The sequence below is a fragment of the Microbulbifer sp. MLAF003 genome, from assembly GCF_030012965.1.
GTDB classification, from domain to species: domain Bacteria; phylum Pseudomonadota; class Gammaproteobacteria; order Pseudomonadales; family Cellvibrionaceae; genus Microbulbifer; species Microbulbifer variabilis.
This window is the reverse complement of the sequence record NZ_CP120232.1, coordinates 4815672-4835070: the sequence shown is the minus strand read 5'-3', so window position 1 is coordinate 4835070 and position 19399 is coordinate 4815672. Positions and strand designations below refer to the sequence as shown.

14 protein-coding genes are annotated in these 19399 nt (G+C 52.2%); 2 read left to right on the top strand and 12 right to left on the bottom strand.

Annotated elements, in window-relative coordinates:
* Positions 1 to 43: 43 nt before the first annotated feature.
* The 5 genes from P3339_RS23035 to glyQ form a co-directional block, all read right to left on the bottom strand.
* Entirely contained in the window at positions 44 to 3025 is a 2982-nt protein-coding gene (locus tag P3339_RS23035) for a S8 family serine peptidase (protein WP_282952033.1), read from the bottom strand.
* A 578-nt stretch (positions 3026 to 3603) separates the two neighbouring features.
* The gene (locus P3339_RS23030) at positions 3604 to 6585 is read right to left on the bottom strand and encodes a S8 family serine peptidase (RefSeq protein WP_282952032.1); all 2982 of its coding nucleotides are present in this window, start codon (positions 6583 to 6585) and stop codon (positions 3604 to 3606) included.
* An 846-nt stretch (positions 6586 to 7431) separates the two neighbouring features.
* On the bottom strand, positions 7432 to 7980 hold the full coding sequence (gmhB, locus tag P3339_RS23025; protein ID WP_020413866.1) for a D-glycero-beta-D-manno-heptose 1,7-bisphosphate 7-phosphatase: 549 nt from the start codon (positions 7978 to 7980) through the stop codon (positions 7432 to 7434).
* 55 nt (positions 7981 to 8035) lie between these two features.
* The gene (glyS, locus tag P3339_RS23020; RefSeq protein WP_282952031.1) at positions 8036 to 10117 is read right to left on the bottom strand and encodes a glycine--tRNA ligase subunit beta; all 2082 of its coding nucleotides are present in this window, start codon (positions 10115 to 10117) and stop codon (positions 8036 to 8038) included.
* A complete protein-coding gene (gene glyQ, locus P3339_RS23015) occupies positions 10117 to 11073 on the bottom strand; it encodes a glycine--tRNA ligase subunit alpha (RefSeq protein ID WP_020413864.1) in 957 nt (318 codons plus the stop codon). Before glyQ ends, glyS begins: the two co-directional genes overlap by 1 nt.
* 159 nt (positions 11074 to 11232) lie before the next feature.
* On the opposite strand from glyQ, the gene P3339_RS23010 reads away from it, so the two are divergent.
* Together P3339_RS23010 and P3339_RS23005 are read left to right on the top strand one after the other, a co-directional pair.
* The gene (locus P3339_RS23010; RefSeq protein WP_282952030.1) at positions 11233 to 12006 is read left to right on the top strand and encodes a lysophospholipid acyltransferase family protein; all 774 of its coding nucleotides are present in this window, start codon (positions 11233 to 11235) and stop codon (positions 12004 to 12006) included.
* The gene (locus P3339_RS23005; protein WP_282952029.1) at positions 11943 to 12119 is read left to right on the top strand and encodes an LpxL/LpxP family acyltransferase; all 177 of its coding nucleotides are present in this window, start codon (positions 11943 to 11945) and stop codon (positions 12117 to 12119) included. Before P3339_RS23010 ends, P3339_RS23005 begins: the two co-directional genes overlap by 64 nt.
* Positions 12120 to 12189: 70 nt before the next feature.
* Here P3339_RS23005 and P3339_RS23000 read toward each other — a convergent pair whose 3' ends face one another.
* The 7 genes from P3339_RS23000 to trkA form a co-directional block, all read right to left on the bottom strand.
* Positions 12190 to 13350: an ABC transporter permease gene (locus P3339_RS23000; protein WP_282952028.1), complete on the bottom strand. Its 1161-nt coding sequence runs from the start codon at positions 13348 to 13350 to the stop codon at positions 12190 to 12192.
* Positions 13351 to 13424: 74 nt separating this feature from the next.
* Positions 13425 to 14585, bottom strand: a complete 1161-nt coding sequence (locus tag P3339_RS22995) for an ABC transporter permease (RefSeq protein ID WP_020413861.1) — start codon at positions 14583 to 14585, stop codon at positions 13425 to 13427.
* Positions 14582 to 15277, bottom strand: a complete 696-nt coding sequence (locus P3339_RS22990) for an ABC transporter ATP-binding protein (protein WP_020413860.1) — start codon at positions 15275 to 15277, stop codon at positions 14582 to 14584. The genes P3339_RS22995 and P3339_RS22990 overlap by 4 nt, the downstream gene beginning before the upstream one ends.
* A gap of 48 nt (positions 15278 to 15325) precedes the next feature.
* The gene (locus P3339_RS22985; RefSeq protein WP_282952027.1) at positions 15326 to 16075 is read right to left on the bottom strand and encodes an efflux RND transporter periplasmic adaptor subunit; all 750 of its coding nucleotides are present in this window, start codon (positions 16073 to 16075) and stop codon (positions 15326 to 15328) included.
* On the bottom strand, positions 16051 to 16359 hold the full coding sequence (locus P3339_RS22980; protein WP_282952026.1) for a hypothetical protein: 309 nt from the start codon (positions 16357 to 16359) through the stop codon (positions 16051 to 16053). Before P3339_RS22980 ends, P3339_RS22985 begins: the two co-directional genes overlap by 25 nt.
* 98 nt (positions 16360 to 16457) lie before the next feature.
* The gene (locus P3339_RS22975; RefSeq protein ID WP_020413858.1) at positions 16458 to 17909 is read right to left on the bottom strand and encodes a TrkH family potassium uptake protein; all 1452 of its coding nucleotides are present in this window, start codon (positions 17907 to 17909) and stop codon (positions 16458 to 16460) included.
* Positions 17910 to 17994: 85 nt separating this feature from the next.
* Positions 17995 to 19380, bottom strand: a complete 1386-nt coding sequence (gene trkA / locus P3339_RS22970; protein WP_020413857.1) for a Trk system potassium transporter TrkA — start codon at positions 19378 to 19380, stop codon at positions 17995 to 17997.
* Positions 19381 to 19399 lie beyond the last annotated feature (19 nt).

The following is a 19399-nucleotide window of genomic DNA, read 5'->3' as shown; positions in this document are numbered from 1 at the left end:
CAGTTTCTAAAAATGAATGCTCATTATTAATGAGGGTTCATTTTTACTGGGTGTTCACCATGATCTCGGTTTCGGCAAATACCTGTTCACCGTTACCGTGGCTGAGGATACCCAGGGCTCGGGTACCGGGGGCGAGACCTATCCACTCTAGCTTGATATCGCCATTGCTGTTCATTTGTGCCTGAGACGGAGCTGTGAGCTGGGTGTTGCCACTGTCACCACTCAGGTTGAAGTTAAACAGGGTAAATGGCGTGGGGCCCTCTGCAGAGGCGTAGTCCACAACGAATACCGCATACTGACCTGCGGCGGGATTGACCAAATCGACAGATTCAGCGGAAGTCGGTGAGCCGCTGGTGCCCACTTCTGGGAAGTCGGGGCCGGGGCCATAGACTTGCAGGTCCAGATCATCGCTGCCACTCCCATCACCTACGTCAGCATCAAACAGAGCTACGCGGGCAAGCTTGGTGCCTTCAGGAATATCGAAGAAAATCAGCTGGTTATCTCCATCTTCAACGCTGCCAGGGAAAGCTACACCTTCAGCCAGGCCTTGAATACCAACTTGATAGTCACCGCTATAACCGAATGCCACGCCCAGGTCTAAGGCACCATCAGTACCTTCAGCTGTGACCAGCTGGGATGTGGATAACGGCACCGGGCGTACGGCAATGGGGCTGCGTACGTCCTGGCGTATACCAACAGATTTCCAGGTAAGATCACCAAACGCCCACTCGTTCATAGCCGCTTCTTCGGTAACCGTGAAAGTAACCTGAAATTCGGCACTTTCTCCTTCGCCCAGGCGCAGGACTTTTGGATTAACGCTAACCTCTACACCCTCAGGAGTGTTTACTGAGGCCCAATACCACTTCTGGCCGCGACCAACACTGGTAACACGTCGCTTGATGGTCTGGGTACCGACCAGATCACCGATGCCGATAGATGGCAGGTTCAGGTCACTGGAATCCAGTGAGTAGCCCTGAGAGACAAGCTCAGTACAGGTAGTTTCTTCGATAACCTCCGGTTGGTTTTCCGCACCACATAGAAATGCCAGGTAGTCGTTGAAACCGGCATCGTAGACTAACCCAGGGCGGAAGGCGGCGGCAGGTACAATTGCACCGGCCCCAATATCAAATGGATCTGCAGCTTCGGGTCCGAAGGACTTCAGCAGGTCAGTTCGCGCTGTGCTCATCAGGGCAGACTTGGCCATTGCCGGGCTCCAGTCAGGGTGAGCCTGCTTCAGTAGAGCCATAATACCGGCAACATGGGGGCTGGCCATGGAGGTGCCACTCTTGGTACCAAACAGGCTGCCACCGCTCAATACTGGAGAGGTACCTGCGAGGATGCCAACGCCCGGCGCGGCCACATCCGGCTTGATAATATCCGGCGCGCCGACGTTGTGGCCCCGAGAGGAGAAGCTGGCGATGCGGTCTTCGCGAGATATTTTCAACTCTGGATCCAGAATGCCAGCGGCCCCGGTATTTTCGACCAGCATGGCGCCGTCGGCATAGCGAATCATCACTCCGGGAATTGTGGTATCGGGGGCTGACATTACGATTGGATCCATACGATCCACGGCGGTGCCGTCGTTGTATACGACAATTGCTACAGCGCCGGCATCGGCCGCATTATTGTACTTCTCTGTGAAGGAGCAGCCGCCACGTTTTACCAGGGCAATTTTCCCTGCCATCTCCCCGGGGTTAGTGAGTTGGGAACAGGCTTCCAGTGGAGCACCGGCAACCAGGGCAGCAGACAGCAGACCGGTGTCCTCCATAGTTACCGGGCCACCCCCTTCACGGGCATCGTAAGTGCCGGAGACAGCTTCTGGTGCGTTTACTTGCAGGGCTGTGCCAAAACTCTGGTCATCTTCTGCGGCTGCTACCGCAGTGATCCAGGGTACGCCAGAGGGAGTTCCCATGGTCTCCGGAGCAGGTCCGCTGTTGCCAGCAGAAGTGGCGACAAATACGCCAGCGTCAGCAGCGAACAGGAAAGCGATATCGTCCGCGCCAGTGAAAACGGTACTGGAGCCGCCCACCGAGTAATTGATCACGTCGACGCCATCGGCTACGGCCTCGTCAATGGCCGCCATGGAGTCTGCTGATGAGCAGCCACTGTCATCGGGGTCTGGCGCATCCCAGCAGACTTTGTACGCCGCAACCCGGGCACGCGGTGCCATGCCGGTAAGGGTCTCACCTTCCGGTGTCACTACGCCGTAGTTACCGGCGGCAGTGGTAGCAGTGTGAGTACCGTGTCCGTCTGCATCGCGCGCAGACAGGAACTCATAATCGGCTAGGGTATTATTTGTGAGGAAGGCATCGGAGAACGATTTGGCCTTAATCAGCTTGTTGTTACAGGTAAAGGCGACGTCTTCCGGATTGAATTCGGTATTGCCAAATTCACAACCCTCGCCGATAAAGGATGCAGGTACGGGACCATAGGCAATATTTCGGCCGCGATTCCCCTGACGTGGGGTCGGGATATCGGCGAGACTTGGGTGCTCAGGATGGATACCGGAATCAATGACACCTACTATCACATCCTCACCTGTGATACCCCACAGCCAGGGGCTGGGGATACGGGTCAGGCCGAGAAAGTCCGCGGTGGAATCCGTGTGCATCTTAAGCAGGCGGTCCTCCCAAACACCCTTCACATCTTTGTGGCTACGAAGCGCTTCAGCTTCCTTCTCGCTCATCACTGCTGCGAAGCCGTTAAAGGCGGCTTCGTACTCATGCACCCTACGCGCGTCTGGAATAGATGAGAGCACTCGCTCGCGGCGGCTTTTAAGGAAGTTGGCGTAATGACGATAACTGCTGCTGCGAGGGTCCAGCTTGCGACGCACCTCCGATTTGGTGGCAGATAGTCCTGGAATGGTTCCGCTATAGGAAGAAAGTGGCTCGCCGTCCAACTGGACGATAAACACTTTCCTTTGTTTTTCCAGGCTGGGTACGAGTGTGTGTTTGGGTGTTTCTGCAAAGCTACTGGCCGAGGCCAGTATCCCTGCCAGAAGCGTGAAAATTATTTTTCTTTTCATCGATGTGTCCCGTTTTTATTTTTAGTGGCAGGCGGGATTTAGCATGAAGTAGGGACTATCCGCAGGTATAAACAAAATATATTTTGTTATATGCGGTACTGCAAAGTATTGCCTCCAAGCAGTGTGCACTTTTGGTTTGATGGTATTCCCCCAAGCCAAGATGGACAGAACCGCCCAGCTATATGCTTTTAAAGGAATATGTCGCGTAACTCAATGAGTGAACACTGAATTTAATACTTCACTCAAATTTGAACACAAAAGGATGAGAAATAAATACAGTTAAGTCATTTATGCCTGTTGGACTCTTTAATATTTGAGCGAGCTAAACCTGCCTATGGTACCGGTTCTTTTTAAATTCAGTTTTTAAAAGAAGTTTAGAGAACTCAGATAAATTATAGAATGCTGCTGTATTCATCTGGCACGGGGGAATGGTGGATATCTTTGTATTATGAATATAACAGGTGTTTTTGTTTATCAGGTGGGGTAGATAGCTTCCGTGTCAATAAAAAACCGACCAAAGCACAAGGCTTTGACCGGTTCCTAAAAGCATAATTCTTACCGCTTCTCAGCGAAGCGAATTATTGAGTATTAACCATAACCTCGGTCTCAGCAAAAACCTGTTCTCCGTTACCGTAGCTAAGGATTCCCAGAGCGCGAGTACCAGATGCAAGACCCATCCACTCTAGTTTGACGTTATCATTGCTGCCCACTTGTGCCTGGGAGGGAGCTGTCAACTGAGTATTGCCGTTGTCGCCGCTTAGATTGAAGTTGAACAGGGTAAATGGCGTGGGGCCCGCGGCGGAGGAATAGTCCACCACATGCACTTCATATTGACCTGAGGTAGGATTCATCATATTGACAGACTCGTTAGAAGTCGAAGATGTGCTGTCGCCTACTTCTGGACCATTAGGGCCGGGACCGTAAACTGTTATATCAAGATCGTCGCTGCCGCTACCGTCACCAACATCCGTATCAAAGAGGGCTATACGTGCCATCTTGGTACCCTCTGGGATATCGAAATAAATCACTTGACTAGCTTGGTCTTCAATACTGCTGGCTACTGTCTCAGCCTCAGCCAAGCCGCTTATGCTGACTTGGAAGTTGCCGCTATAGCCAAACACCACTCCCAAGTCATGGACACCATCAGTACCCTGTACATTCACTAGTTCGGAAGTAGATAGGGGGACAGGTCGCACAGCGATTGGGCTGCGTACTTCCTGGCGGGCACCTACGGATTTCCAAGTTAAATCGCCGAAGACCCACTTGTTTATAGCGGCAGTGTCAGTGGCACTAAAAGTAACCTTGAATTCTGCGCTCTCTCCTTCCCTAAGGCGTAGGATTTTTGGGTGGACATCCACTTCAATACCTTCTGGTGCATTTACCGATGCCCAGTACCACCTCTTTCCTGGGGCCACGCTGGTCACTCGGCGTTTCACTGTCTGGGTCCCGACTAATTCACCTATGCCGATTGACGGCAGATTGAGGTCGCTGGAGTCCAGGGAGTAATCCATGGATACCAATTCCTCACAGGTTGCAGGCTCTAGAATCTGCTCCTGGAACTCGGCACCACATAGAAATGCCAAATAATCATTAAGCCCTGCATCGTAGACTAGACCGGGACGGAAAGCTGCGGAAGGTACGATCGCGCCAGCACCAAAATCAAATGGGTCTGCGGCTTCAGGACCGAAGGACTTCAGCAGGTCGGTGCGTGCAGTGGTCATCAGTGCGGACTTGGCCATTGCTGAGGACCACTCAGGGCGGGCTTGCTTAAGAAGAGCCATAATGCCGGCTACATGAGGGCTGGCCATGGAGGTACCGTTTAATGATTCAAATAGGCTACCACCACTCAATACCGGTGAGGTACCTGCGAGGATACCGACCCCCGGTGCTGCGACATCCGGTTTAATAATATCCGGTGCACCAACGTTATGGCCGCGGGAGGAGAATTCGGCAATTCGATCCTCGCGGGATACTTGTAGCTCCGGATCAAGAATTCCGCTAACACCAGCGGTAGCGGCAATAAGCTCACCGTCTTTGTAGCGGATCATGACACCTGGGATAGTGGTATCTGGAGCAGACATTGAGAGTGGATCCATACGGCCATCGTCAGCCCCATCGTTGTACACTACGATAGCCACGGCACCCGCATCAGCGACATTGTTGTATTTACTTGTGAAAGAGCAGCTGCCGCGTTTTACCAGGGCAATTTTACCTTCCATTACTTCGGGGTTTTCCAGCGCGGTACAGGCTTCCAAGGGCTCGCTTACAACGATAGGTCCTGACAAAAGGCCACTATCCTCAAGGGAGACAGGTCCACCACCTTCCATCAGTTCATAGGTACCAGCAATAGCCTTGGGTGCATCGACTTGGAGCACAGTTGCGAAGCTTTGGTCATCCTCAGATGCTGCTACTGCAGTGATCCATGGAACGCCGGAGGGTGTACCCATAGTACGTGGGCCGGGGCCGTCATTGCCTGCGGAAGTGGCGACAAAGACGCCTGCATCGGCGGCAAACAGGAAGGACAAATCACGACCACGAGTAAATACAGTGCTTTCTCCACCTACAGAGAAGTTGATTACATCGACTCCATCAGCGACAGCCTCGTCAATGGCCGCCATAGAATCAGATGAGTAACAGCCGCTTCTGTCTGGATCTGATGCGTCCCAGCAAACTTTATATGCAGCAATTCGTGCTCTGGGAGCCATACCGGTGAGGGTTTGGCCATCTGGAGTTGCTACTCCATAGTTACCGCCGGCGGTGGTGGCAGTATGGGTTCCGTGACCGTCAGCATCTCGGGCGGACATAAACTCATAGTCTGCCAGAGTGTTGTTGGTAAGGAAGGAGGTGTTGAAGGCTTTGGCCTTGATCAATTTATTATTACAGGTAAAGGCGGCATCCCCCGGGTTGAATTCGGTATTACCAAAGTCACAGCCTTCGCCGGTGAAGGATTCTGGAATTGGCCCGTAGGGAATATCAACTCCTCGATTGCCCCGACGTGGCGTTGGTGTATCGGCAAGACTTGGATGCTCGGGGTGAATCCCTGAGTCAATTACACCAATAACAATATCTTCACCAGTGATGCCCCAGAGCCAGGGACTGGGTATTTGGGTCAATCCGAGAAAGTCCGCAGTGGAATCTGTGTGCATCTTGAGCAACTCATCTTCCCAAACACCCTTTACATCTTTATGAGCGCGCAGAGCCTCAGCTTCTTTCTCACTCATTACTGCGGCAAATCCATTAAAGGCTGCTTCATACTCATGTACTTTGCGGGCCCTGGGAACTGCGGAGAGTACCCGTTGGCGACGTGTTTTCAAGAAATTGGCGTAGTGGCGGTAACTGCTACTACGCGGATCCAGTTTGCGCTTTAGGGCCGGCTTAGTAGCAGAGAGGCCTGGAATAGTGCCACGGTATGCAGATAGAGGCTCTCCATCCAGCTGAACAATAAAAACTTTTTTTCGTTTTTCCAGATTGGGAGAGGGTGTATCGCTAGGGGCATCAGCGAAGCTGCCAGCTGAGGCCAACATTCCCGCAAGAAGCGAAGAAATAATTTTTCTTTTCATTGTAATTACCGTTTTATTTTTCTATCAGGAAGGATCTTTTTTTGAATAAAAAATTTTCTTCAGCTGCTTAATTTAAAAAATATTTTTTTAAATTGAGGTGGTGGAAGTTGCTCTTTCAAACTACGTCCATTTCTGATCTGCTGAATATTTAAAAAAACAGAAGAGAAATACCCGTCCTGCTATCAGCTTTTAAAGGAAAATGGCGTGTAATTCAATGCGGAGGTTCTGAATTTAGTACTCCAACTATATTTAAATGCGAAGTGGTGTGATAGAAAGACAGTAAAGGTATTAAGGTCCAGTAAATAACTCTAATTTTTATAATAAATAATTAGCAACAATGTTGTATTTAATATTCACTCCTAAAAATAGGAAGCAACATTAAATTTACTAACACGGCAGCTGTTATCTCACGGGAAATTGCTACACGCTTTGCATGCCATGTGAACTGGTTGCTAAAAGTATGATTCTGATCCCTTCTCAGCGAAGAGAATTATTTTCTTTTGTGTATCTGCCATAACCTCGGCCTAAAAAAACCTGTTCGCTGTCGCCAAGATGCTCAGAGCACGGGTGTAGGGGGCGGGGTCCTTGCAGTCAAGGTTACTGTGCCCAGATTGTTAATTTGAGCCCGAGAGAGAGGGGCGGTAGGTTGGGTATTACCCTCTTTACCGGTGATGTCCAAAGTAAATAGTTTGGAGCCTTATACTAAGCGAAATCTTCGACAAATACGGTATATTGGCTCGTTGTAGGACTGTGATGGGGTTAGCCCCCAGCTTACGAAAAACTAGTGTTTACAAAAGCGGCTGGGGAAAGCTTATAGTTAGGCAAAGCTCATAGATAGCGACACATTTAAACCAGCACAAATTGACTGAACTGTTTTAGGTCCCTGAAAACTTTAGTATCAGCCAGTCTAGGGTCCGGCTTTTCCACCAACTGTTGAAGAGTGAGTATACCTTCGCCGGATTGTACCAGTACTGGTTGGCAGCCTTTTTCCAGCGCCAACTGTAAATCCGCCAGCTTGTCGCCAATCAGATAGCAACCGTGCAGGCTGGTATCGAATTCCGCTTCGATTGCATCAAGCAGGCCCGTCAGGGGTTTGCGGCAACGACAGTTATCTTCAGGGCTGTGGGGACAGTAGAAAATCGCGGCGATCTCACCGCTGGCATCCTCTACCAGAGTACGCATTTTGGAATGCATCGCCTCTAGATCATCCAGATCAAATTGGCCCAGTGCCAAGCCGCTTTGATTAGTGGCAACTACCAGTTGATGGCCGGCCTGACTGAGCGCTGCCAGCGCCTCAATACTGCCGGGCAAGGGTTGCCATTCGTCGGCGGATTTGACGAATTTATCTGGATTTTCGTTGATCACCCCGTCGCGGCCGAGAATGATAATTGCCATATTCGTATCTCCCTAATCTGCGAGGCGGGGCTTAATGCCCCGCCTCAGCAAGTCATTACTTGGCAGGAACCAGCAGGGAAATATCGGCAACTTCGAGGAACAGTGCACGCAGCTGGGCCAGCAGCGCCAAGCGGTTGTTGCGCAGTTGCTCGTCGTCGCTCATCACCATCACATGGTCGAAGAAGTTGTCCACGGTTTCACGCAGCCCGGCCAGACCGGCGAGGCCTTCGGCGAAGAGTGCATCGCTATACAGCGGTTCAACTTCTGTGCGGGCAACCTGTACGGCGGCGAATAGGGCCCTCTCCGCTTCCTCCTGCAGTAGGGCTTCATCGACATTGCTGGGCACGGCGCCATCCAGTTTGGCGAGAATATTGGAGACGCGCTTGTTCGCTGCTGCGAGGGCACCGGACTCCGGCAGCTGGCTGAAGGCGTTGACCGCATGCACACGATTGTCGATATCCAGCGGTCGTGACAATTTTCGCGCGGCAACCGACATAAAGACCTCGGCGGCAATGCCCTGATCCTCGTAGCGGGCGCGGAAGCGCTCAAGTACATATTGCAGAGTCTGCTCTACCACCTTGTCGTATTCACCCAGGGCGGTGCGCGGATAGTTGTCACGGGCCAGTTCCAGTAACTCGCGCAGGTCCAGATCGAGGCGCTTCTCTACGAGAATGCGGATAATGCCCAGGCTGGCGCGGCGCAGGGCGAAGGGGTCGCGGGAGCCGCTGGGAGGCTGGCCAATGCCAAAGATACCCACCAAGGTATCGAGTCGGTCTGCCAGGGCGATTACAGTACCGGTGTCGCTGACGGGCAGCTCGTCACCGGCAAACTTGGGCATGTACTGCTCGTACATGGCCTTGGCTACATCCAACGGCTCGCCATCATTTTCGGCGTAGTAGTAACCGGCGATGCCCTGCATATCGGCAAACTCGAACACCATCTCGGTAACCAGGTCTGACTTACACAGGCGGCCGGCGCGCTCGGCCCAGTCGCCGTTACTACCGGTTTTCTCGGCGATAGTGCGGGCCAAAGCGGAGACCCGCTCGGTTTTGTCGTAGACGCTACCCAAATGCTGCTGGAAAACGATCTGGCGCAGTTTTTCGCGGCGTGATTCCAGGCTGGTTTTCTTGTCAGTTTCGAAGAAGAAGGCGGCATCTGCCAGGCGTGGGCGGATTACCCGCTCGTTGCCGTGGATAACCTGGGCGGCATCCTGACTCTCGATATTGGACACGGTGATAAAGAAAGGCAGCAATTGGCCGTCTTCATCCACCACGTGGAAATACTTCTGGTGCTCCTTCATGGAGGAGATCAGGGCCTCGGCGGGCACTTCCAGGAAGCGCTCTTCGAAGCGGCCAGTAAGGGCGACAGGCCATTCCACCAGTGCAGTCACTTCGTCGAGCAGATCGTCGTCGATGACCGCTTCACCATTGACGTTGTTGGCTTCGGCAATCACCTGGGCACGAATGGCTTCACGGCGTTCGGCGAAGTCCGCCATGACGTAGCCGGGTTCGCGCAGAACCTGTGCATAGTCGTGGGCGGAGTGGATCTCCAGCTCCCGATTGCAGTGGAAGCGATGACCACGGCTGATGCTACCGGCTTTTAAGCCGAGTACTTCACCATCTACCACCTTGTTGCCGAACAGCATGACGAGCCAGTGTACCGGGCGCACGAACTCCTCGCGGCGTGCACCCCAGCGCATACGCTTGGGAATGGGAAGCTGGGCCAGGGCTTTCTCGACAATACCAGCCAACAGGGATTCAGTTTCAGCGCCTTTTTGCTCGCTGATAAAGGCCAGGCGCTCGCCTTTGTCGGTCTCTTTGCGCCCGAGTTCTTCAATGGTTACGCCATTGCTGCGGGCGAAACCCTCAGCGGCTTTACTGGGCTTACCCTCTTTATCGAAGGCGGCTTTGACGGCCGGGCCCAGCTTTTCAATTTGCTTGTCCTGCTGTTTGTCTGCCAAGCCAAACACCGCTACTGCCAGGCGGCGGGGGGCTGCGTAGGCTTTAACTTCACCAAAAGACAACTCGGCGCCTTTGAGGCCCTGGGTAATACCATCGGCGAAAGCGCTCATTAATTTGTGTAACGCTTTTGGTGGCAGCTCTTCAGTGCCCAGCTCTACCAGAAAATCCTGAGCCATTACTGCTTCTCCTCTTGCTCGATGTCTTCCACCAAAATATCTGCCCGCAGTGCTTCATCTGCCAGGGGGAAGCCTAAGGCGCGGCGCGCATCGTAGTAAGCCTGTGCCACGGCGCGGGCCAGGGTGCGTACACGCAGGATATAGCGCTGGCGCTCGGTCACTGAGATGGCGTGGCGCGCATCCAGCAGGTTGAAGGCGTGGGAGGCCTTCATGACTTGCTCGTAAGCGGGTAGTGGCAGGCCCAGCTCGATCAGGCGCGTGCTCTCGCGTTCGCAATGATCGAAGGTAGCGAACAGGAATTCCACATCGGCGTGTTCAAAGTTGTAGTGGGACATCTCCACTTCATTCTGGTGGAAAACGTCGCCATAGGTGACGGGGCTGCCATCCGGGTTGCGGGTCCAGACCAGATCGTAGATGGACTCGACACCTTGCAGGTACATGGCGATACGCTCCAGACCATAGGTGATCTCGCCGGTAACCGGGTAGCACTCGAGGCCACCGACCTGCTGAAAGTAGGTAAACTGGGTGACTTCCATACCGTTCAGCCAGACTTCCCAGCCGAGGCCCCAGGCACCCAGGGTTGGGGATTCCCAGTTGTCTTCTACGAAGCGAATATCGTGAATAGCCGGGTCCACGCCCATGGCGCGCAGGCTGTCGAGGTACAATTCCTGAATATTGTCCGGGGACGGCTTCATTACTACCTGGTATTGGTAATAGTGCTGAAGGCGGTTGGGGTTCTCTCCATAGCGGCCATCGGTGGGGCGGCGGCAGGGCTGTACATAAGCCGCATTCCAGTTTTCCGGGCCTATGGCGCGCAGGAAGGTCGCCGGATGAAAGGTGCCGGCGCCCACTTCCATATCCAGAGGCTGTAGAATGACGCACCCTTGGCGCGCCCAATAATCCTGCAGGGCAAAAATGAGTCCCTGAAAGGTACTGAGATCGTATTGCTTGGACACCGCTATCTCCGGATCAGTATCTGCTGTGGGCAAAGGGACGCAATTATAGCGGTAGCGGCTGCTGCGCTTAAAGCGTTGTGGTCACGCTGATGGTTTGAACCGCCATACTTGGCTTTAGGGCCGCCAAACGGCGGTATTTTTGTATAGGAAGTTGTTGCATTGGATATTAAGGGGCACCTGGCTGCAGGTGCACTGAAACTGATTGGCAGATTACCGCTGTCCTGGTCGAGGTGCCTAGGGCGCTTGGCTGGCAAGACGGCGGTGTTGTTGCGTACCGAAGGTCTGCGCCTGAGTAGAATTAATCTGGCGCAGTGTTACCCGGCGATGAACCCTAAGCAGCGGGAGAAGCTGGCCCGGGAAAGTGTGGTTAATACCGCTGTCACTGGATTCGAGATGGCGAGTATTTGGCACCATCCCTGGGCGGTCAATGAAAAGACCATAGTGTCGGTACGCAATCAACACTTGTTGTCTTTAGGAGAAGAGGGTGGTCGCGGCACCCTGGTATTAATGCCGCACACAGGCAACTGGGAAATTTTTGGTATGTACCTGGCGGCTATGGGGCCGTCTATGGCATTGTACCAACCGCCCAAAATTGCTGAGTTGGACCCGGTGATTCGCGGTGGCCGCGAGAAGACCGGCGCACAAATGGTACCCACCAATATCCATGGTGTGCGCTCCCTGCTCAAATGCTTGAAAGCCGGTCATGTCGCGATGGTATTGCCGGACCAGGAGCCCGATATGGGTGGGGATTTTGCCCCTTTCTTTGGGCGGCCGGCATTGACCATGACACTGGCTCACAATCTACTGCAACGCACTAAATGCCACGTGGTATTCGGTTTTGGCAAGCGTGTGGAAGGGGGTTTGAATTGGTGTTTCTGCCCGCCGAGAACGCAATTTACAGTGAAGAGCAGAAGGTCTCCCTGGCGGCGATGAACCGTGGTGTAGAGGCCTGTATCGCCCAGGCACCGGAACAGTACCAGTGGGAGTACAAGCGCTTCCGCAAGCAACCGGAAGGCAAAAGCAAAATTTATCGCAAGAATAGATAGCGCTGCCGTGTGGCAGCCCTATCTAAGTGATTGTCGGACTGGTTTCAGGCAGCGTGACGAAATGCCACTATCACTGGCATACGCGCTGCGCGCCAAGCAGGGAAAAGCCGCTGACAAAGCCGATCGCCAGAGCCAGTATGGCGCCCTGCAGGAACAGGTCCGGCGACATCTCAAAGCTGAATACCACTTGAGTGAAGCTACCACCCAAGGTTGAGGTATTCAGCCCATCGAAGAAGACAAATGCAGCTAGTGAGCCCAGAAGTCCACCCGTTACTGCCAGTACCATGGCCTCGGCGATGGTGCCGCAAAAAGCTGAAAAGTTGCTAAAACCCAAAGCGCGTAGTGTGGCAATCTCCTTTGCGCGATCTGCAACAGATGTATACATGGTATTAAGGGCCCCGGCGAGGGCACCGAGAGCCATTACCGCGCTGATAATCCAACCGAAAGTGGCTATGTACTGCAGTTGTTTGCCCTGGCTGGCAAAGTACTCCTGCTCTGTCTGCACCTCCAGATTTAAGCGTGGCTCTCGCTCAATACTATCCTGCAATGGCTTTATGTCGCTGTCATTTTGCAGCTTTGCTCGGATTGACTGGTAGCTATTTCCGCGATTGTAGTGGCTCTGAATAGTTTTTATGTCCGCCCAGAGTTCGCTCTCAAAAATATTACCTCCTGTGGAAAAAACACCAACGACTTTCCACAGGTTCTTGCCAAAACGTACTTCCTTTCCTATTTCGAAGCCATTGAACTCCCGCAGCACGCCTGCTCCCACAACCATCTCGTTGGTTCCAGGAGTAAACATGCGTCCCTCTACCAATTGCATATTCGTGCGCATATCCATGCCGGTCTTGTTGAGTCCGCGCAAAGGAATATTCGCCTCGGTACCACTGGATTTCTTAATACCATCGACAATCACATAGAGCTCTGGTGAAACCAGTGGACCATTGGCATCGCGGGCTACTCCAGCTGATTCCCCGATAAGATTGACCTGATCCTGCAAGATTACTGAATTGAGCTCGGTTGATGAGCCCTCCCGCATAAGGATAGCGATCTGGCTTGAGCCAGCTCCGCGCATGGTCTCCTCAAAGCCTTTGGCCATGGCGAGAAATGCCAGCAATATGGCTACTACAACTGCCGAGGCCAGTACCATGGCTAAAGACATCCACAGGCGCCGGCGCAGGCTGCCAAGATTCATGAGGGTCACTGAGACTATTTGTGCAATAAGAGAACCCATTATTTTCCCTCCATATAGGAGTTTTGCTGCGATTCGTAAAAAAGAAAAGACAGCGAAGCCGAGTATCAGCTGATTTATTGTTGACGGTTAAATGCCGTGACGATGTTTAGGCGCAGAGCATTAAATGCTGGCAGTAACCCGGTAATTAACCCTAGTAAAAGCATAAATACCAGCGCTTGCAGGGCGATATTTCCGTCCAGAATCAGGTTGGGTAGAAACCTGGCAAGGAAAGTTTTAACACCCTCGACCAGCAACCAGGCTGCGGCAAGACCCGAGAGTCCACCGACCAGCGCGACCAGCATGGATTCCGAAAGCACCATACGGAAAATTCTGCTACTGGAAAAACCTAAAGTTTTCAACACAGCAATCTCCCCGGTGCGTTCGCGAATAGCCAGTGCCATGGTGTTGCCGACCACAACCAGAATGGTGAAGAAAGCGGTAAATACAACTGAGAAAATGATCAGTCCAATATTTCCGATTTGTTCAATAAAAGCCTTATTAAAGGCCTTTTCAGTGCTGGTATCCGTTTCATTTTGAGAGTTGGCAAAAGTATCATCAATAGTTTTCGCCACTTTTTCATTGAGGGAAGAATCTTCAGTGGTAAGGGCCATCCAGCCGATCCAGTCACCACCAAATGTTTGGGTTTCCATAAAATACTTATAGTGGAAAAGCATCTGACGTGTATCGTATTGTTCAGTATCCCCTTTAAAAATTCCGGATACTACAAACTCCCAGGTGTAGCCACCGTCTTTGTGGGTGAAAATATTGGAGGAAATTGGAATCCGATCACCAATTTTCCAACCATAAATTTGCGCGAGTTTTTCACCGACTAAAACGCCCTGACGATTGTTGAACCAGGCCCTCTTTTGGTCTTCGGGAACAACAACTTCCTTGTAAACCCTTAGGTAAGATTCTGGTTCCACTGCCATAGAGACTACTTGTCTTGCCGGTTCCTGGTAATAGCCGCCAAACCAATTAAGATGGGTAACGTCCTTTACCCCCTCTACTGCGGCAACTTTTTGGTAGTACGCAATGGGTAGCGACTTGGTAAAATTTATACGATTAAAAACCACTAAACGATTGTCTGCAGAAAGTTCCACACTGGAATTTAGTGCAGTTTTTAAACTGGTAACCGCGCCAAAAATCAGAAAGGCAATAAATATGGCAAAACATGTGAGGAAAAGCCGTAGAGGCTTTCTCGTCATGTTTTTATAAATTAAATAAAATTCGTTCATGCCACTATTTCCCTCTGCACAAATTGCCCTTTATCGAGATGCAGGGTGCGTTTGGCGTATTTGGCTGCAGCGGGGTCGTGGGTGACCATGACGATAGTTTTTCCATGGTCGCGATTTAGCAACTGCAACATTTCCAGGATTTCATCGGCAGTAGCACGGTCCAGATCTCCTGTGGGTTCGTCACACAATATCAGTTTGGGATCGGAGACAATTGCGCGGGCGATGGCCACTCGTTGCTGTTGACCACCGGACATCTCGCTAGACATGTGTTTGGCGCGATCGCTCAACCCCACAAGAGCGAGTGCTGTTTCCACATTTTTACGTCGTTGCGCTTTAGATAGCTTGGTCAGCATTAGTGGCAGCTCCACATTGCGCTGCGCATTCAGCATTGGCATTAAATTGTAGAACTGGAAAATAAAACCAATATTTTCCGCTCTCCAGCGAGTCAGGGCACCTTCGCTAAGAGAATCAATACGTGTACCGTCAAACCAGACCTCGCCACCACTGGGTTGATCAACACCGCCTAACATGTTTAGCAGAGTGGTTTTACCTGAGCCGGATGGCCCCATGATAGCGACAAAATCCCCCCGATCTATGGTCATGTTGAGGTCGTCAAAGATAGAAATTTTCTCTTTGCCTTTGACAAAATTTTTACTGACGTTCTTTAATTGAAACAACACATCTTCTGACATCTAAAAATCCCTCTTAATATAAAATGAATGGTGATGTCGCCTGTGCCGCTAGATAGCCAATTCCTCCCCGGCCAGGAACCCAACTTTGACACCCATATCCGGCAGGATACGAGGGTCTTTGTCATCAATACCAATACGTACCCGCACAGTGGCCTTGGCGCGATCGGCGGTTGGAATAATGGCAATTACTGTTGCTGGAATATTCCATTCCGGGTAGGCGTCCAGATTGGCATTTACCCGCTGTCCAGTAGATACGCGGCCGATAAATGCTTCATTGACGTCTACTTCGATCTCCAGTGAGTTCATGTCCACGATGGTACAGATGCCTGTGCGGGTGAAGCCACCGCCAGCAGAGCTGGGGGCGACAATTTCACCAGGCTGCGCATTTTTTTGTGTGACGATCCCGGTGAAGGGGGCGCGAATAGTGTGATCTTCCAGCCGTTCGCGCTGACGTTCGGCTTCGAGTTTAGCGACCTCAATGTTGGCTCGGGCACTTCTTAAGTCGGCCCTGAGGCCCTCCGCACTTGCCTGGCTCTGGGTAAGCTGCGCTTTGCTCGAATAGTTCTTATCGCGCAGTCCCGCAAAGCGCTGATACTGTCGTTCGGCTTCTTTTAGTTTGGCGCTGATACTGGCTTCCTGGGCTTGCAGCACCTCTATCTGGGCTAAGGCAAAATCCAAGCTGACCCGTGCTTTTACATCATCGAGACGTGCCAGCACCTGGCCCTCACTGACTTGCATTCCCTCCTCGACATCCACACTGCTGATCAGGCCCATCACTTCTGCAGATACTGTGGCCATGCGCCGTGCTGTAATGTAGCCGGACGCATTGAGGACGGTTTCCATCCTTGCGGGGGAATTGTGTGTAGGTGCTGATGCAGTGGAGTTTTCTGGTCGAGCTTGCACTGGTGACTCAGGGGCTGCTCTTCCGTCAGTAAGTTACCAGCGGCAAATCCTATTACCAGGCCGGCAATGGTGCCAATAGAGGCCGCCAAAAGGGTTTTCCGCGGTGATGAAGGTATTTCTTGAGCCGCATCCCGGTCAATTTTTAACTGACCGAGCAACTCACTGGTGTTTCTGCTCATACAGCCATGTTCTTATTCGTTACTTCCTGTAGAAGATAACTTTGGCAGAAACTAAAAAATATTGCTATGCGTCAAGCGTCCAAGGAGACGGGGCAGTTTTAATGGCGCCAGAAAGCCGGAGTCAGTAGTACCAGCAAGGTGAAAATTTCCAGGCGGCCCATCAACATGGCGAGGATCAGGAACCACTTCGCCACCTCATTGACGGAGCCATAATGGGAGGCCGCATCCCCGAGCGCGGGTCCGATATTACTGAGGCAGGAGGCTACGGTGGTCACAGAGGTAACAAAATCCTCGCCGGTGGCGATCACAATAATTGAGAGAATAAAAAACGACAGCACATAGACGGCAAAGAAACCCCATACGGCATCGGTTACGCGGTCGGGTACGATTTTGCGGTTGATCTTAATGGGGATCACCGCATTGGCATGTACCAGGCGGTTTAGCTCGCGCATGCCGGATTTCATGATCAACATGCCGCGCACGGCCTTGATACCACCAGAGGTGGAGCCGGCACAGGCGCCGAGAATCCCTAGGAGTAGCAACGCATAGGGAAGGAATACCGGCCAGGCTGAGAAGTTTTCAGAGGCAAAACCCGCAGTAGTACTGATTGAGACCACCTGGAAAAAGCCGTGTAGCAGGCTGTTTCCGGGCGAGAAAATATTCAATATCCACAGGTAGCAACTGATCAGCAAGCCGGCGCCCAAAATAAGCATCACGTAAAAGCGAAATTCGGAGTCGCGCCAGTAGTGCTTTATGGTTTTGTTACGAAAGGCGTAAAAGTGCAAGCCGAAGTTGATCGCTGCGGTAAACATGAAAATGATACAGATCACCATGATCGCGCGGTTGTGGGCGTAAAAGCCCATACTGGCATCATGGGTGGAGAAGCCGCCGTTGGCTACGGTTGAAAAGGCATGGCCAACGGCGTCGAAAACGGTCATGCCGGCCCACCAGTAACCGATACCACACAGGATAGTGAGGATTACATAAATCACGATCAACGCTCGCGCCGTTTCGGCGATACGCGGTGTTAATTTGGTGTCTTTCACCGGTCCGGGAATTTCCGCTTTGTATAACTGCATGCCACCAATACCGAGCATGGGCAGGATAGCCAGCGCAATAACAATTACGCCGATGCCACCAAACCACTGCAATTGCTGGCGGTAGTAAAGGATTGCTGGAGGCAGAGTGTCCAGGCCGGTAATTACCGTGGCACCAGTGGTTGTCAGTCCGGAAATCGATTCGAAAATCGAATCGGTAATACTCAGGTCTGGCTGTGGGCTGATAATGAAGGGCAGGGAACCAAAACTACCAAGGATCAGCCAAAATAGCGAAGTCACCACAAAGCCATCCCGTGTACGTAGATCCTGGCGCAGGTCATGCACAGGTAGCCACATAAACAGACCGGTAATCAGGGTAATAGCAAAAGCGGCAATAAAGGCACTGTGGGTGTCGTCGCTATACCATAGGGACACCACGATAGGCGGCAGCAGTGTCAGGCTGAACACCGTCAGTAGAATTCCAAAAACTCGCGCAATTACCGCTATTCGCATTGGCGCCTATTAGCCTGTTATCTGTAGTTTCTTTATGTGGACGAAAGGAGTAGTGATCGCCGGAGTTATAAATCGAATTCTGGCTTTAGAAAAAGCCGAAACCCACCTGGAACAGTTGTTCCACATGGCGTGTCTGGCGGCGATCTACCAGAAACACAATTACATGATCGTCACTTTGCACAATCACATCATCATGGGCCATCAAAACTTCACTGCCATTTTCTGTCTCACGCACAATGGCTCCGATAGAAGCGCCATCGGGAAGGTCGATGTCCTCGATTTTTTTACCAACCACCTTAGAGGTGCGTTCATCACCATGGGCGACAACCTCAATGGCTTCAGCTGCACCGCGGCGCAGGGAGTGGACATTAACCATGTCACCACGACGCACATGGGTAAGCAGGCTACCGATCGTATTTTGCTGTGGTGAAATAGCAATATCGATCTCACCACCTTGTACCAGGTCGACATAAGCACGGTTATTGATGAGGGTCATTACCTTGCGCGCGCCGAGCCGTTTAGCCAGTAGTGATGACATGATGTTAGCTTCGTCATCATTGGTGAGGGCGAGGAACACATCCGTATCCTCGATATTTTCCTCCAGCAACAGTTCCTGGTCAGAGGCACTACCGTGCAAAATAATGGTGTGGGAAAGCTCTTCGGACAGGAAGATACAGCGCTCGTGGCTCTGCTCAATAATCTTGACTGAATAGCGGTTTTCCAGCTTGGTGGCGAGACGCAGGCCGATATTGCCGCCACCGGCAATGACTACGCGTTTGTAGCCGTGCTCCAGACGGCGCAATTCGCTCATTACTGCACGAATATCAGCGCGCGCAGCGATAAAGAATACTTCGTCACCGGCTTCGATAACTGTGTCACCCTGAGGAATTATGGGACGGTTGCGGCGGTAGATGGCTGCCACCCGGGTATCCACCTTCGGCATATGTTCGCGCAGGTAGCGCAATTGGTGCCCCACCAGAGGGCCGCCCTGTACCGCTAATACCGTAACAAGCTGTACTCGGCCATCGGCGAAGTCCAGCACCTGCAGTGCGCCGGGGTGTTCCATCAAGCGTGCAATATATTCTGATACCAGTTGCTCCGGACTAATCAGGACATCAATAGGAATGGCCTGGTTATCGAACAGCTCTGGGTGACGCAGGTAGGAAGAGGCGCGAACCCGTGCAATTTTAGTGGGTACGCGAAACAGTGAGTGTGCAATCTGGCAGGCCGCCATATTGGTTTCATCGTTGTTGGTCACCGCCACCAGGATATCGGCATCTTCAATACCTGCATCCATCAGTACGTCAGGATGAGAGGCGTGGCCGATAACCACGCCGATATCGATACGATCACGAAGCTCGCGCAAGGTTTTCTCGTCGCTGTCCACCAGGACAATATCGTTGCGTTCTGAGGCCAGGGCCTCCGCCAGTGAGCCGCCCACCTGGCCGGCGCCGAGAATGACAATTTTCATATCGGATGAGACTCGCGGC